15 protein-coding genes are annotated in these 15,570 nt (G+C 64.6%); 6 read left to right on the top strand and 9 right to left on the bottom strand.

Annotation, left to right across the window (positions count from 1 at the left end):
• Nucleotides 1-62 precede the first annotated feature (62 nt).
• From GJV26_RS26530 to GJV26_RS26515, 4 genes are all read left to right on the top strand, one after another.
• Nucleotides 63-671, top strand: coding sequence for a PH domain-containing protein (locus GJV26_RS26530; RefSeq protein ID WP_155711610.1), 609 nt, complete (start codon nucleotides 63-65; stop codon nucleotides 669-671).
• 8 nt (nucleotides 672-679) lie between these two features.
• Nucleotides 680-1,252: a hypothetical protein gene (locus GJV26_RS26525; RefSeq protein WP_155711609.1), complete on the top strand. Its 573-nt coding sequence runs from the start codon at nucleotides 680-682 to the stop codon at nucleotides 1,250-1,252.
• A 215-nt stretch (nucleotides 1,253-1,467) separates the two neighbouring features.
• Nucleotides 1,468-2,256: a hypothetical protein gene (locus GJV26_RS26520; RefSeq protein ID WP_155711608.1), complete on the top strand. Its 789-nt coding sequence runs from the start codon at nucleotides 1,468-1,470 to the stop codon at nucleotides 2,254-2,256.
• Nucleotides 2,257-2,433: 177 nt separating this feature from the next.
• Nucleotides 2,434-3,819: a S41 family peptidase gene (locus tag GJV26_RS26515; protein ID WP_173346281.1), complete on the top strand. Its 1,386-nt coding sequence runs from the start codon at nucleotides 2,434-2,436 to the stop codon at nucleotides 3,817-3,819.
• A gap of 45 nt (nucleotides 3,820-3,864) precedes the next feature.
• Here the strand turns inward: GJV26_RS26515 and GJV26_RS26510 are convergent, their stop codons facing one another.
• Together GJV26_RS26510 and pdxR are read right to left on the bottom strand one after the other, a co-directional pair.
• Nucleotides 3,865-4,431, bottom strand: coding sequence for a GNAT family N-acetyltransferase (locus GJV26_RS26510; RefSeq protein ID WP_155711606.1), 567 nt, complete (start codon nucleotides 4,429-4,431; stop codon nucleotides 3,865-3,867).
• Nucleotides 4,432-4,550: 119 nt separating this feature from the next.
• On the bottom strand, nucleotides 4,551-6,029 hold the full coding sequence (gene pdxR, locus GJV26_RS26505; protein ID WP_189441892.1) for a MocR-like pyridoxine biosynthesis transcription factor PdxR: 1,479 nt from the start codon (nucleotides 6,027-6,029) through the stop codon (nucleotides 4,551-4,553).
• Between the two features lie 120 nt (nucleotides 6,030-6,149).
• Here pdxR and GJV26_RS26500 point away from each other — a divergent pair, with 120 nt between their 5' ends.
• Nucleotides 6,150-6,770, top strand: coding sequence for an FMN-binding negative transcriptional regulator (locus GJV26_RS26500; protein ID WP_155711605.1), 621 nt, complete (start codon nucleotides 6,150-6,152; stop codon nucleotides 6,768-6,770).
• Between the two features lie 133 nt (nucleotides 6,771-6,903).
• Here GJV26_RS26500 and GJV26_RS26495 read toward each other — a convergent pair whose 3' ends face one another.
• The 7 genes from GJV26_RS26495 to gcl form a co-directional block, all read right to left on the bottom strand.
• Nucleotides 6,904-7,215 (bottom strand): hypothetical protein, encoded by a 312-nt coding sequence (locus tag GJV26_RS26495; protein ID WP_155711604.1) that lies wholly within the window; start codon nucleotides 7,213-7,215, stop codon nucleotides 6,904-6,906.
• 11 nt (nucleotides 7,216-7,226) lie between these two features.
• The gene (locus GJV26_RS26490) at nucleotides 7,227-7,829 is read right to left on the bottom strand and encodes a peptidoglycan-binding domain-containing protein (protein WP_155711603.1); all 603 of its coding nucleotides are present in this window, start codon (nucleotides 7,827-7,829) and stop codon (nucleotides 7,227-7,229) included.
• A 293-nt stretch (nucleotides 7,830-8,122) separates the two neighbouring features.
• Nucleotides 8,123-9,538 carry a pyruvate kinase gene (gene pyk / locus GJV26_RS26485; RefSeq protein ID WP_155711602.1) on the bottom strand — a complete coding sequence of 472 codons (1,416 nt, stop codon included), beginning with the start codon at nucleotides 9,536-9,538 and terminating at the stop codon, nucleotides 8,123-8,125.
• A gap of 78 nt (nucleotides 9,539-9,616) precedes the next feature.
• Nucleotides 9,617-10,879, bottom strand: coding sequence for a glycerate kinase type-2 family protein (locus GJV26_RS26480; protein ID WP_155711601.1), 1,263 nt, complete (start codon nucleotides 10,877-10,879; stop codon nucleotides 9,617-9,619).
• A complete protein-coding gene (locus tag GJV26_RS26475) occupies nucleotides 10,876-11,778 on the bottom strand; it encodes a 2-hydroxy-3-oxopropionate reductase (RefSeq protein ID WP_155711600.1) in 903 nt (300 codons plus the stop codon). Before GJV26_RS26475 ends, GJV26_RS26480 begins: the two co-directional genes overlap by 4 nt.
• A 45-nt stretch (nucleotides 11,779-11,823) precedes the next feature.
• Nucleotides 11,824-12,600, bottom strand: coding sequence for a hydroxypyruvate isomerase (gene hyi / locus GJV26_RS26470; RefSeq protein ID WP_155711599.1), 777 nt, complete (start codon nucleotides 12,598-12,600; stop codon nucleotides 11,824-11,826).
• Nucleotides 12,601-12,633: 33 nt separating this feature from the next.
• Nucleotides 12,634-14,418 (bottom strand): glyoxylate carboligase, encoded by a 1,785-nt coding sequence (gcl, locus tag GJV26_RS26465; protein ID WP_155711598.1) that lies wholly within the window; start codon nucleotides 14,416-14,418, stop codon nucleotides 12,634-12,636.
• Nucleotides 14,419-14,519: 101 nt separating this feature from the next.
• On the opposite strand from gcl, the gene GJV26_RS26460 reads away from it, so the two are divergent.
• A complete protein-coding gene (locus tag GJV26_RS26460) occupies nucleotides 14,520-15,434 on the top strand; it encodes a LysR family transcriptional regulator (RefSeq protein WP_155711597.1) in 915 nt (304 codons plus the stop codon).
• Nucleotides 15,435-15,570: the final 136 nt, after the last annotated feature.

Genomic DNA, 15,570 nt, shown 5'->3' with positions numbered 1-15,570 from the left:
CTATTCGAGATATTTATCGCAATCAAAAAATGCTAATGTCGCCTTTTTATTGCGAGGCAACCATGTTCAAGAAATTCGCGGCGGAAGCGCTGGGCATCAGCGATATCGGTGTTATCGTCGGGCCTGCCGACTACAGCAAGGTCGATGCGGACGATTACCTGTTCAGCGAAGACGGCGAGCAGATCTTCTTTCTCATCAAGAGCAAGAAGGACGAGTATTGCTTCACCAACCTCGCGCTGATTCACGTGGACGGCGACTCGGCTGTGTCGTCGAAGCGGTCCATCAAGCGCTATGACTACGCGTCGCACCAGATTACCGACGTGACCATCGAGACCGCCGGCACGCTGGACATGGATATCGAACTCAAGTTCAACGTGGACGCCACGAAGTTCTCGATCGACGTCAAGAAGACGTTCATCGAGCAGCTCAAGGACATCTACAAGGCGCTGATCACCATCGGCAAGCAGCAGGTGCGCGACGAAGCGTGCCGCGCCAATGCGCTGCGCGCACTCGATGCCACGGCTTCCGTACACAAGCTCAATATCGCCCCAGATGCGGGCGGCCTCGTCAGCCAGTATGGCCAGTTGCTGACCGCATTGAACACGGCCATGTTCGATACGCATACCAAGCGCGATTTCAGCGATGTGTTCGCGAAGTACATCCACAACTGAATACGCCGATGGCGGGGGCGGGTTCACCCGCCACGCACGACGCTTCCCGCCAGGATGGGCGGACTCATGCACCGCGCCGTGTTACGACCATTGATTTACGACCAGTGACAAAACTCTCTCTTCTTGCCCTGCTGGCAGCAACCACCGTGTCGTGTTCGGAACACGACACGATCACCGAATCGATATCCCGCCAGTTCAAGCAGACCGGCAGGCACTCGGTCGATCTGCACACCGCGGTTCCACAATCGTGGAACCGGGTGTGCATCCTCGGCCCCTATTCCGACAAGGCGGCGACCCATGCGACGCTCGGGTTCAAGTGGGACAGTGACAAGGTCTCCGATGTGGCAACGAACGACGGCATCGTGCTGCTGGCGTTCGTCGATAACGCCGGCGATGCCGACAAGGTGGCATTTTTCACCAATTACCCGCGGGGCATGGGCGACTTCTCCAACCTGAGCAGGCGGTGTTTCGCCCGGCCGGACGCGAAGTTCGAGCAGGTCGACCGGCCGCTCAAGGGGTGGCCAGGCCTGTTTCACGCGCCGGTCGGCAAGGATATCGTTTCTTCCATTTTCCCATTATGACCATCGATTCCCGACGTGCCCGATCTCTCGCCATTCTGGCGGCACCGATACGAGGCGCAACAATTGTTCCCCTTTATGACGCGTGTCAGGGCGCTGTGGGCTCGATCTACCCCACCGCACTTCGTTTCCGTACCGTTAAATAGACGAACCGGATTGTTCAAGTATCAACCGATGCGGCAACGTATTGCCGCGATCTGGAAAGTGCCTGCTGCATCATGAATAAAATGGCCCTGAAGCTATCGTTGCGCCTTGGCGTTGCCGCATTCGCCCTCGCACTGCTGGCAGGTATCAATTACGCTCGTGAATCGCCAGGCGGCACGCCATCCTGTGGACTCGGCCTGCCGCCGGACGCTCCCGGATTCGCCGAAGCCGAGGCAAGAATTGCGCTCGAGTCGAAACAGAAAGGCTACCAGCAGGTGTGCGATGCCAACCTGGAGCGCTACCGCATCCGGTTCCAGCCACTGGCCGCCACCCTGGAAAACCTGGCGTTTCAGCCGGTGGATCTGTCGCGAACGCCCTTCGCCCGGTTCAGGAGCCTTGGGGCGCTGCCCGAGCGCAGCAATGGTCGTCATACCGGCGTGTACCGCGGCTTCCGGACGACCGATGGCCACAAGGTGACTCTCTTCGAACAGGACATGTCGGTCGACGGCATCAGCAGGTGGCGCGATCCGAAGGATGAGCCCGAGCGCATCAACGGCTTGCCGGCGCGGCTCGACGTCTTCCACACGCCTGCCGGCAAGGCGCTTTCGCTGCTGTCGTGGGTCGAGGGGCGGCGCGATTACCAGCTGTGGATCGATACCAGCGTGGCGAACACGCCGGCGCGAGCGCAATTGTTCGCGCTGGCTGCGTCGCTCCCGGCTTCGGTGCCGGCCTGCCCCGGCGAAGTGCCTCCGCAGCCGGTACGGATCGGGCACGACGGTCTTCCGATACATGAAATGCCACTGACGCTACCCATCGATGAAGACAGTGCTGCTCCAGGAGACGGCAAACGGGCCTGCAAATAGCAACCGGCTGCTGCCCGGTGCGCGGCAGCCGATGGGATGAAAACGGGCGGGAGTGCGAACGCGCAAGCGTGTGAACGACGGCGCATCCCGCGCCAATCCGTCATTTACGCGAACTTACGTGCCTTGACGGCAGCTGACACCACCCCATTGCACAATCGGCGCTTCATAGAGGAGCAGATGAAGAGGAATACGATGAAGCGCTGGATATTGAGTGTCATGATGGGATATTGCGCGGCAAGCCTGCCGTGCCATGCGGAAGAACCGCTGACCTTGCCGAAGGAAGAGTTCGAGCAGATGCTCGACAGCTACCAGCTCGTGCTGAAGGATTACGTCGGCCCCGCCGACAGCAAGAAACTGCTTACCGAAGCGATCCGCGGCATGATGTCGTCGCTGGACCCGCACTCGCGCTACCTGGACAAGAGCGACCTGGAAGACCTGGAGCGCATCCACTCCGGGCAGTACGTGGGCATCGGCGTCGGCGTGGACATGCAGAACGGCCAGATCCTGGTCCGGGACGTGTTCGAAAACGGCCCGGCCGACAAGGCGGGCATCCGTGCCGGCGACTCGATCGTGGCGATCGACGGCGCGCCGCTGTTCGGACTGCGCGACAGCCAGATCGCCAGCCGCATGCATGGCGAACCGGGCTCGATGGTGGAGCTGACCATGGCCAAACGCGGCGACACGCCGCTGCGCACCATCAGCGTCGCGCGCGCCACCATGCGGGAAGACACCGTCAGCGTGCAGCGCCTGGAAGGCAATATCGTGCGCATCCGCATTTCCGAGTTCGGCGGCGGTACCGCGGCCGAACTGATCAAGGCATTGCGGCAACTGGACGGGCCCCGCCCCGTGGAAGCGATCGTGCTGGACCTGCGCAACAATCCGGGCGGCCTGCTGCCGGCGGCGGTGGCGGTGGCCGGCGCGTTCCTGCCGCAAGGCGCCGTCGTGTTCTCCTCCGCCGGCAAGATCCCGGCGATCAACACCAAGGTCGCCGTGTCGCCAGGCGTGTTCGGCAAGCCGGGCACCGGCGACGCCTACGACCAGTTGCCGGCCTATGCCCAGACTGTCCCGCTGGCCGTACTCGTCAACGGCTCGTCGGCATCGGCGGCCGAAGTGGTGGCCGGCGCCATCCAGGACCACGGGCGCGGCAAGATCGTCGGCTCGCGCACGTATGGCAAGGGTTCGATCCAGACCGTGTTTCCATTGACCGACGAATCGGCCATCAAGCTGACGATCGCGCGCTACTACACGCCGAACGGGCGCGAGGTGCAGGCACAAGGCATCGTGCCGGACGTGCCGGTGGCGCCGGCCGCTGCGAAGGGCGACGACGACACCCTGCTGTTCCGCGAAGCCGACATGGCGAACCACCTGCCCGCCAGCTCGGGTGCACCGGAGGCCGACGCTTCGCAGCGGCCCGTGGCCGAAGACAGCAAGACGTTTGGCACGGCAGGCGACCGCGCGCTGAAAGCGGCGCTGGCGCAGTTGCATCCGGCGCTGCCGGCGGGCCAGGCGCTTGGCGCGGTGTGGCGCGGCATCTCCGCCAGGTTGCGGTCACCGAACAGCTGACCGGCGCGACGAGGCGACGGTCGACGCCAATGCACGGCGCGTGAATCACATTGACTGCGCGCCATCCGCCGATAACACGGGATCGAGGGAGCGCACCATGTAGATGGCGCCGGCGCCGTAACCGGTCAGCCGCGCGCGTTCCTCCATGTCGTGCAATGGCTGCGGGCTATAACCGTGACGTGCCCAGTAACCTTGGGAACCCTGCACCGACACCAGGGCGGTGCGGCGCAGTCCCGCCGCCCTCCCCTGTGCCCACAGCAGGTCGAGCAGCGCCTGCGCCATTCCCTGCCCGGCATGCGCCGGCAGCACTGCCATGTCATGCAGATACAGCGTGTCCGGCGGGCGTTGCGGAGTTTCGAAGTCGCCATGCAGCGGCGTGATTTTTCCATCCAGGGAGCGGTAGGCGGCCAGGTAGGCCACCACCAGGCCCTCGCGCTCGCACACGAGCGAGCAGTTCACGGGACTGGCCAGGCGGCGCGCATAGACTTCCGCGCTTTCGATAAAACCGTCGCCATAGCAGGCCCGTTGCACGTGCAGCAGGGCCGGCAGGTCGTTCGGCTGGAGCGTACGGCATGCGGCGGGTCGCAGAGACGTGGAGATGGTGTTCGACATACGTTGAATAGCCCGATGGGGTTTCGGATCAAACCGGTGGCATTGTAACGGCTGACTGCGCACCCTCGCCCGGGCGCTGCAGAGTTTCCGGATACAGCCGGTCGGCGAGGCGTCCCGCGTCAACCCGGCGCAAGGGCCGACAACACCCGGCGCAGCCGTTGCACGGCCTCCTTCAATTGCCCGGCAGTGAAGCCGCCGAAACCCAGCATCAGGCCGGACAGCCGCAGGTCGCCGGAGCACATGGGCGACAGGGCCCGCAATGCAATGCCAGCGTTCCTGGCTGCCGATGCCACCGCTACATCGTCGACTCCGTCGGGAAGCCGGACCACGACATGCATGCCCTGATCGGCGGGCTCGATGCGCAATCGGGGCAGTTCCGTTCGCAGGGCGTCTATCAATACCTGGCGGCGCTCCGCGTAGATACCGCGAATCCGCCGGATATGCGCCTCGAAATAGCCTTCGCGCATGTAGGCGGCGATGACGTGCTGTTCCGCGGACGGCGAGCCACGCCCGATCAGCGCGCGTGCGCCCGCGAACGCCTTGGCCAGGCATTCGGGCGCCACGATGTAGCCAAGCCGCAGGGAGGGCGCCATCACCTTGCTGAACGTTCCCAGGTAGACCACCCGGTCGCCGGCCAATCCTTGCAGCGCTGGAAACGGCTGGCCCGCATAGCGCAGTTCGCTGTCGTAATCGTCCTCGACGATCCAGCCGCCATGCCGGCGGGCCCACTCGACGAGTGCCAACCGCCTGGGCATGCTCAGTGGCATTCCCATCGGGTATTGGTGCGACGGCGTGACGAAGGCCACGCCCGCATCGGGAAAGTCGTCCGTCGCGGCCGCCACGTCCAGCCCCTGGCTATCGACCGGTATCCGGTGCACCAGGATGCCGCCATCCTCCAGCACCGATATCAGTCCGGGATACGCAGGATCTTCGGCCAGCGCCACACTGCCCGGTGCCAGCAAGACCTTCGCGGCCAGGTAAAGGCCCTGCTGGGTTCCCTCGGTGATCACGATATTCTCCGGACTGGCCCTCACGGCACGTGCCCGCCGCAGGTAGTCGGCAATGGCTACCCTCAGGGCAAGCAGGCCCTGAGGGTCCGCATAGCCGGAAGGCACGGCAGCCTGCGACGCGCGCACCCGATTGCCGAGCCGGCGCCAATGATCGTCCATCGCCACATCGCCTTCGGGCACCGCGACGGAGAACGGCACCATCGGCAACGGCGCCAGTCCTTCCGCCATCGCGGCGTAGCGGGAAACCGATGCAGGAAGCGCCGGTACCCGCCCGGGAGCCTTGCCGGAAAGCTTCAACCCGGCGACGTGCGGTTCATGCGGGCCGGATGCAACCCGCGTGCTGGCGCCGGCCCGCGCCGCCAGGCATCCCTCGGCAATCAATTGCTCGTACGCTTCAGCCACCGTTCCCCTTGAAAATCCCAGGGACACGGCCAGGGCCCTCGTGGACGGCAGGCGCTCGCCGGCTTTCAATTCTCCGTTGGCGATGGCATTGCGCAGCGCATCGGCCAGCTGGCGCCCAATGCCGCCCCGCGTGCCGTCGATTGCCCCCAGGGCAGGAATTTCAACTATCAACCGACGGCGTGCCACTTGTTCTCCTCTCGCCTCCGGCGCAATACTGGCCCAGTGATATTTTGCCTATCCGGCCCTGCATGATAGGCCAGTTGTGCGCAAAAATGTGGTCATCATGAACTTTCAGAAGGAACGACGATGCACTGCCCGACCACGTTCAGGGAAGAGCGCCTGGAAGCGCTGCACGGCCTCATGCGCGCCTACCCACTGGCGACCCTCATCACCGCCGGCAGCGACGGCCTGGTGGCCAACCTGGTTCCGTTTTCGCTGCACGATGGGGGCGAGCGCGGAATATTGCGCGCTCACCTCGGCCGGGGAAACAGGCAGCTCGACGCGTTGCGCGAAGGTGCCGAAACGCTGGTGGTTTTCCAGGGCCCGGAAAGCTATGTTTCGCCGTCGTGGTATCCGTCGAAAGCCGAACATGGAAAGGTGGTCCCCACCTGGAATTTCACGGTGGTCCAGGTGCGTGGCGAACCGCGGGTCATCGACGACCCCGACTGGATTCGTGCGCAGGTCCGGCAAATGACGGACAACCACGAAAGTGGACGCGAACATCCGTGGCAGGTTGCCGACGCTCCGGACGACTTCATCACGGCACTCATCGCCGGCATCGCGGGCATCGAGATACCTGTCCTTTCCATCGAGGGAAAATGGAAGGCCAGCCAGAACCGGGCGCCGGCGGACCGCCAGGGCGTGATCGACGGGCTGAAAGCGGATGGACGTTGCCCGGGGATGGTGGACTGGATGGAACGCGGCTGAAACTGCCACACCGGATGCGCTACGTTGGTCTTGCGCCCGAGCCGTAGGGATACCCGGCAATCACCCCACTTCGTTGAGGCCAAAGCGAGGCCGCGCGCAAGGCTTCCTCGAACAGTCCCCCCGCACCCACGAACTAGAGGTAATCCGTTACCGCCTCATTGGCGTGCTGCCTGATAATTTCGAGCATCGCAGGATCGCGTTTGTACTTCGTGCGGAGAATCGGCAATTGCCGGCTGGCGGCCCCGCAATACTTGCGAACATTCCGCTCGATCTCACGCTTCCGCTCGACAGGCAACTCGCCGTCGTACTCCCCGCCGAGGTGTTCGCACGCCTGCGCGTTCGCGGCGAAAACCCTGATATCGCGCGGCAGTTGCTTCGGACTGCACAGGCCCTGCAGGGGAATTGCACACAGGGCCACCGACAGGACATGAATGTAAAAGCGCATGGTTCAGGCTCCTAACGACCGTTATTGGACCAATGCGGCGCATCATGTCCGCTGCCACCATATTTCTTGACCCCATAACTCTCGCCGACCTTGATGAGCTGGCGATTCATGCCTGAGTGGGGCATCGTGTCGATCTTTACCATGTCACCTGCGGCGTCCCTGATCGACACGGCGCCGTTCCATGATATCGACATGTCGATTGCCAAGCCCAGATTATGCTGCGATCGCAATGCCGGGCTGGTCCCCAAAGTGGCAATGCCAAACGCGGCCATGAGCTCCTTCGCAGCATTGACTGACTGGGCAACCGTTTCATGCACCCATTCGATATCGACACCGCCGAGCGCTGGCGCATCCTCCGGCCGGGCTTTGCCTTTCCCGATACGCCATGCCCAATGCATCAGGTAAGACCGTTTTACAGGGCGATACGTTGCATTGATTGCCACCCGCATGCCGGCCTCCTTCATTGCCAGGATAAATTTGTCGACAGCCAGGCGGAAATTGCCCGATAAATCCCTTGTACTGTCGCTTCCTTTAAACTTGCCGGCCCAGGATGGCCCGCTAAGCTCCTTGTCCTGAATCCTCGGCTGCAAGCGCACAGATACTGAATTTCCCATGGATTGCTCCCTATCTGGTGGAGGTTCGAGGATACGAATCCTGGCCGATAGGTCTTTGCGGCAACATGAATGATTGATTGCGAATGAGCAACCAAATCGCTTACCGTGGGAATGAGTCCGGGTAGATGCCCGACTGCACGAACCGCCGGACTTCACCATTTTGCGGTCAGCCGGCGCAACGACATATGCGATCCTGACAAGAAGCTCCAACGACGCTTGTCATCATTGCCGACGCAAAAAAAAAGGACAGGCCCCACGCCTGTCCTTTTCCCCATTTCCCAGCTAAAACTACCCTACTCCACCCGCACCACGTGCAGCAGATTGGTCTTGCCCGCCGATCCCGACGGATACCCGGCGATCACCACCACATCATCCCCCAGCCTGGCCAGACCGCTCTGCAAGGCGGCGTGCGAGGCATCGGCGATCATGCCGTTCAGCGTGGTCGCTTCGTCGAACGACCGTGGGTGAACGCCCCAGGCCAGCGCCAGCCGGCGGGCGATCGCCGGCTGCGGCGTCAGCGCAAGAATCGGCGAATTGGGCCGCTCGCGGCTGGCGCGCAGGCAGCTCGCACCACTGAGCGTGTACGTGACCGTGGCGGCGGGTTTGAGCAGCCGGTCGACACGGCGCAGCGCACAGCAGATCGCATCGGCCGTCGTCGCGGTGGCCGGCGAATGGCTGGCATCGAGACCTTCGCGCCACAGCGGGTCCTGCTCCACCTCGGTGATCACGTTGTCCATCACCGTCACCGATTCGATCGGGAACTGGCCGGAAGCCGATTCCGCCGACAGCATCACCGCATCGGCGCCCTGGTAGATCGCGGTGGCCACGTCGGAGACTTCGGCGCGGGTCGGCACCGGCGATGCGATCATCGATTCGAGCATCTGCGTGGCGACGACGACCGGCTTGCCGGCGGCACGGGACGCATGCACGATTCGCCGCTGCAGCACCGGCACCTGGTGCGCCGGCAATTCGACGCCGAGGTCGCCGCGCGCCACCATGATGCCGTCGGCCAGCGCGACGATGCCTTCCAGCGCGTCGATCGCGGCGGGTTTTTCTAGCTTGGCCATGATCCAGGCGCGGTCGCCGATCAGCGCGCGGGCCTCGGTGATGTCTTCAGGGCGCTGCACGAACGACAGGGCCACCCAGTCGACGCCCAGTTCCAGGCCGAACGCCAGGTCGGCGCGGTCCTTCTCCGTCAGCGGAGAAATAGGCAGTACCACGCCGGGCACGTTGACGCCCTTGCGGTCCGACAGCACGCCGCCGGTCAGTACCGTGGTCTCGGCGTGTTCGAGGCTGCAGGCATCCACGCGCAGGCGCAGCTTGCCATCGTCGAGCAGCAGGTCGGTGCCCGGTTCGAGCGCGGCGAAGATTTCCGGATGCGGCAGGCAGGCGCGTACCGCATCGCCCTCGGCCGGGTTCAGGTCGAGCCGGAATTTATTGCCTTCAGTGAGCTGCACCTTGCCGCCGTTGAGGCGGCCGATACGCAGTTTCGGACCTTGCAGGTCCATCAGGATGCCGATCGGGCGGCCGATTTCCTTTTCCACGTCGCGGATCGTGCGATAGCGCTCGGCGTGATCGGCATGGCTGCCGTGGCTGAAGTTGAGACGGAAGACATCGGCGCCGGCCTTGGCCAGCGCGTGAATCGATTGGTACGTGGAACTGGATGGGCCAAGGGTGGCCAGGATCCGTGAGCGGCGCTTGCGCAGCATGCGTTCTCCAAAAATGCAGGGGTCAAGACAAGGCAAATCGCGGCATGGATCGATGTGCATCGATCCATGCCGCGGAAATCAAAGCAGTAAAATCGCCCGGAAGTCGTTGACGTTGGTAAGGGTGGGACCGGTAATGAGCGCATCGCCCAGCGCGCCGAAGAACCCGTGCCCGTCGTTGTTGTCCAGGCTGTCGCGTGGGCGGATGCCGTTGGCCCAGGCGCGCGCCAGCGTGTCCGGCCCGATGAAGGCGCCGGCCACTTCCTCGGCGCCGTCGACGCCGTCGGTATCGGCCGCCACCGCGTACAGGTTCGGCGCGCCGTCGAGCGCCACGGCGAGGGCCAGCAGGAATTCCACGTTGCGCCCGCCGCGGCCGTTGCCGCGCACTGTCACCGTGGTTTCGCCGCCGGACAGCAGTACGCACGGCGGCGCCACCGGCTGGCTATGGCGCTGCACCTGCAGCGCGATGCCGGCCATCACGCGCGCCACTTCGCGGGCTTCGCCCTCGATGCTGTCGCCCAGGATCACCGGCATCACGCCGGCTTCGTTGGCAACGGCGGCGGCCGCTTCCAGCGCCATCTGCGGCGAGGCGATGATGTGCGTGGTCACGTTTTCCAGGCGGCGGTCGCCCGGCTTGATGGTTTCGCCGTCGCCGCTTTCCAGCAGGCGGCGCGCGCCGGCCGGCAGTTCGATGCCGTAGCGGCGGGCGATGGCCAGCGCATCGGCGCAGGTGGTGGCATCGCCCACGGTCGGACCGGAGGCGATGTCGGCCGGGTGGTCGCCCGGCACGTCGGAAATCAGCAGGTTGACCACGCGCGCCGGATAGCAGGCCGCTGCCAGCCGCCCGCCCTTGATGGCGGACAGGTGGCGGCGCACGCAATTCATCTCGGTGATCGTCGCGCCGGAAGAGAGCAGCGCGCGATTGATCGCCTGCTTGTCTTCCAGCGTGACGCCCTCGCCCGGCAGCGGCAGCAGCGATGAACCGCCGCCGGAGATCAGGCAGATCACCAGGTCGTCGCCCGTGAGCCCCTGCACCGCCGCCAGGATGCGCTCCGCCGCGACGCGGCCGGCCGCGTCCGGCACCGGGTGGGCAGCCTCGAGGATCTCGATGCGTTCGCACGGCACGGCATAGCCGTAGCGCGTGACGACCACGCCTTCGATCTTCCCGGGCCAGTGCTGTTCCAGCGCCTGGGCCATCGCCGCCGACGCCTTGCCGGCGCCGATGACGATCGTGCGGCCCTTCGGTGCCGCCGGCAGGTATTTTGCGATGGTCAGCGATGGCTGCGCCGCGTTCACGGCGGCGGTAAACATTGCCCCAAGCAGTTCACGCGGCGCGGCGATCATTTCGTGTTCCCTGCCTGCTGGCCGATCTCGAAGTTCGCCATCACTTCGAGGGCGCGCACCATGGCCGAGTGATCCCAGCCGCCGCCGTCGCGCGCGGCGCAGGCGTTGAACAGTTCCTGCGCGGTAGCGGTGTTCGGCAGCGACATGTTCAGCTGGCGCGCGGTCGCCAGGGCCAGGTTCAGGTCCTTGCGGTGCAGGTCGATGCGGAAGCCCGGATCGAACGTGCGCTTGATCATGCGCTCGCCGTGCACTTCGAGGATGCGCGATGCGGCGAAGCCGCCCATCAGCGCTTCGCGCACGCGGGCCGGATCGGCGCCGGCCTTGGAGGCCAGCAGCAGCGCCTCGCCGACCGCTTCGATCGTCAGCGCCACGATGATCTGGTTGGCCACCTTGGTGATCTGGCCGTCGCCGTTGCCGCCCACCAGCGTGATGTTCTTGCCCATCAGCTGGAACAGCGGCTTGACCTTCTCGAACGCTTCCTCGCTGCCGCCGACCATGATGGTCAGCGAGGCGGCCTTGGCGCCCACTTCGCCGCCGGACACCGGCGCATCCAGGTATTCGCAGCCCAGCGCGTTGATGCGCTTGGCGAAGTCCTTCGTGGCGACGGGCGAGATCGAGCTCATGTCGACGACGATCTTGCCGGCGGTCAGGCCTTTCGACAGGCCGTGCTCGCCGAACAGCACGTCTTCCACGTGCGGCGTGTCCGGCACCATCACGATGATGATGTCCGCGGCCTTGGCCACGTCGGTACCGCAGGCGCACACGCTGGCGCCGGCTTCGATCAGAGTCGACGGGGTCGGGGTCTGCGAGTACGTGAACAGTTTGTGGCCGTTGTCCGCCAGGTGTTTCGCCATTGGGGCACCCATGATGCCCAGGCCGATGAATCCGATATTTGCCATGATGTTCTCCTCTGTGTTCTCTTCAGTTGTCGGCTTGCAGTTCGCTTATTTGACTTCTTCCAGCCAGCGCAGGCCGTCGCGGGTGTCGCCGGCGGGCTTGTATTCGCAGCCGATCCAGCCGTCGTAGCCCAGCTTGTCGATGTGGCGGAACAGCCAGGCGTAGTTGATCTCGCCGGTGCCCGGTTCGTTGCGCCCCGGGTTGTCCGCCACCTGGATGTGGCCGATGCGGTTCAGGTGACGGGCCAGCGTGGCGCCCAGCTCCCCTTCGGTGCGCTGCGCGTGATAGACGTCGTACTGCACGAACAGGTTGTCGGAACCCACTTCATCCAGGATGCGCAGCGCCTGTTCCGTGCGGTTCAGGTAGAAGCCGGGAATGTCGTACGTGTTGATCGGCTCGACCAGCAGGCGGATGCCCGCCGCCTTCAGCTTCGCCGCGGCGTAACCGAGGTTGTCGACCACCGTCTGGCGCAGCACGTCTTCGCTGACGCCGGCCGGCGCGATGCCGACCAGGCAGTTGACGGTGCGGCAGCGCAGCGCGGTGGCGTACTCGATCGCCCGGTCGACGCCTTCGCGGAACTCTTCCACGCGGTCCGGATGGCAGGCGATGCCCCGCTCGCCCTTTTCCCAGTTACCGGCCGGCAGGTTGTGCAGCACCTGCGTCAGGCCGTGCTGTTCCAGCTGCGCGGCCAGTTCCTCCTTGGCGAACGGATACGGGAACAGGTACTCCACTCCCTTGAAGCCCGCGTCGGCGGCGGCCTTGAAGCGTTCCAGGAACGGCAGCTCGTTGAAGAGCATGGTCAGGTTGGCGGCGAATCTTGGCATGGTCGATCTCCTTATTGCTGTTGCTGTGTGCTGTTACTGTTGCAGTTGGCGCTTGCCGATGGCGGTCGGTGCGTCGCCCTCTTCCGTGGCCAGTGCCTCGAATTCGTTGATGGCGTTGATCTCGGTGCCCATCGCGATGTTCGTCACGCGTTCCAGCATGATCTCGACGACGACCGGCACGCGGAATTCCTTCATCCAGGCACGGGCCTTTTCGAAGGCCGGCTGGATGTCGGCGATTTCACGGACACGGATCGCCTTGCAACCCAGGCCTTCGACGACGGCCACGTGGTCGACGCCATACACACCCAGTTCCGGCGCGTTGATGTTCTCGAACGCCAGCTGCACGCAGTAGTCGATGTCGAAGTTACGCTGCGCCTGGCGGATCAGGCCGAGGTAGGCGTTGTTGACCACCACATGCAGGTACGGCAGGCCGAATTGCGCGCCCACGGCCAGTTCCTCGATCATGAACTGGAAGTCGTAGTCGCCCGAGATGGCCACGACCTGGCGTTCAGGGTCCGCGGCGCACACGCCGAGGGCGGCCGAGATGGTCCAGCCCAGCGGGCCGGCCTGGCCGCAGTTGATCCAGTTGCGCGGCTTGTACACGTGCAGGAACTGCGCGGCGGCGATCTGCGACAGGCCGATCGTGCTGACGTAGCAGGTTTCCTTGCCGAACGCCTTGTTCATCTCTTCGTACACGCGCTGCGGCTTGATCGGCTCGTTGTCGAAGTGCGTCTTGCGCAGCAGCGTGCGCTTGCGTTCCTGGCACTCTTCCACCCATGCCGAGCGGTCCTTCAGCGCGCCCAGCGCATCCAGGCCGCAGGCCACGTTGATCAGCTGGTCCAGTGCGGCGCCGGCGTCGGAGACGATGCCGTAGTCCGGGCCGAACACGCGTCCGATCTGGGTCGGCTCGATATCGATGTGCACGAACTTGCGGCCTTCGGTGTACACCTCGACCGAGCCGGTGTGGCGGTTGGCCCAGCGGTTGCCGATGCCGATCACGAAGTCCGATGCCAGGATCGTGGCGTTGCCGTAGCGGTGCGACGTCTGCAGGCCGGCCATGCCCGCCATCAGCGGGTGGTCGTCCGGCACCACGCCCCAGCCCATCAGGGTCGGGATGACCGGCACGTTCAGGATCTCGGCGAATTCAAGCAGCTTGGCCGCGGCATCGGCGTTGATCACGCCGCCGCCGCAGACGATGACCGGGCGCTCGGCCGCGTTCAGCATCTCCAGCGCCTTTTCAGCCTGGGCACGGGTGGCCGATGGCTTGTAGGCCGGCAGGCTTTCGTAGGTGTCCAGGTCGAATTCGATCTCGGCCATCTGCACGTCGAACGGCAGGTCGATCAGCACCGGGCCGGGGCGGCCGGAACGCATGATGTGGAAGGCCTGCTGGAACACGCGCGGCACCAGCGCCGGTTCGCGCACCGTGACGGCCCACTTGGTGACCGGCTTGGCGATCGATTCGATATCGACGGCCTGGAAGTCTTCCTTGTACAGGCGGGCACGCGGTGCCTGGCCGGTGATGCAGAGGATAGGTATCGAATCGGCTGACGCGGAGTACAGGCCGGTGATCATGTCGGTGCCCGCCGGGCCGGAGGTGCCGATGCACACGCCGATGTTGCCGGCCTTGGCGCGGGTGAAGCCCTCGGCCATGTGCGAGGCGCCTTCCACGTGGCGCGCCAGCACGTGGCGGAAGCCGCCCTCCTTCTTCATCGCCGAATACAGCGGGTTGATCGCCGCACCCGGCACGCCGAATACGGTGGACACACCTTCTTTACGCATCACTGCTGCGGCAGCGTCGATTGCTCTCATACGGGCCATGCTCGTCTCCTGGGTTCATGTGAATGGTCCCAGCATACGGAGATGGCGCATTGTGTTGAATTGCTGCTAGTATTCGATCAGTCGATACTTGGAGTATGGAATTGGACCGTTATACAGAAATTCGCAGTTTTTTACTGGTGACCGAAAAAGGCAGCTTCGCCGCTGCCGCAGTAGCCGAGGGCGTCACGCCCGTCGTCATGGGCCGCCGCCTCGATGCCCTCGAACGCCGCCTCGGCGTGCGCCTGATGCACCGCTCCACCCGGGGCCTTACCCTGACCGCGCTGGGCGAGCAGTTCATCGAACCTTGCCGGCAACTGTTGCGCGATTTCGACATCGCCGAGAACAGCATCAGCGCCGGGCGCGCCACGGTGCGGGGCCACCTGGTGGTTTCCGCGCCCGCCGCGTTCGGCCGTTCGCACGTGGCGCCGCATGCGCCGGAGTTCCGCTCGCACCACCCGGAGCTGAAGATGTCGTTCAACCTCACCGACAGCGTGGTCGACCTGGTACGCGAGGGCTACGACATGTCGATCCGCATCGGCGAAGTGACCGATCCGAACTACGTGGCCGTGCCGCTGTTCCCGAACCGCCGCGTGGTGTGCGGCACGCCCGGCTACTTCGAACGCCACGGCATTCCCCGCACCCCGGACGACCTGGTGCGCCACAACTGCCTGGCATTCAATTTGCAGGGCGGGCAGCAGCGCGGCTGGACCTTCCAGGCCGAAGGCAAGCCGGTCGCCGTGCGCGTGGACGGCGACCTGTCATGCAACGACGGCGAACTGCTGTTCGACTGGGTCAAGCAGGGCCTGGGCATCGGCTGGCGCTCGACGTGGGAGATCCAGGCCGAACTGAAACGGGGCGAACTGGTCACGGTGCTGGACGAATACGCGGTGCCGAGCTATCCGATCCAGGCCGTGTACCCGCAGCAGCGCTACCTGCCGGCGAAGATCCGGCACTTCATCGATCACCTGAAGAAGGTGTACAACGCGAAGGGGTATTGGGAGAAAGCGCGCGGGTAATGCTTCACTGCAAAACCGGGGACGTACCCCTGTTTTGAGGAAATTTCCTTAAAACAGGGGTACGTCCCCAATTTTGCGCTGCACCAACCGACAGCGGTTGGCCGTCGAACATTTGGTGTCGGACACCGGCTTCTCG

This window comes from Pseudoduganella dura, from assembly GCF_009727155.1.
In the GTDB taxonomy this organism is placed as follows: domain Bacteria; phylum Pseudomonadota; class Gammaproteobacteria; order Burkholderiales; family Burkholderiaceae_D; genus Rugamonas; species Rugamonas dura.
Note: the sequence above shows the minus strand (reverse complement) of the source record. Positions and strands in the feature narration are given on the sequence as shown.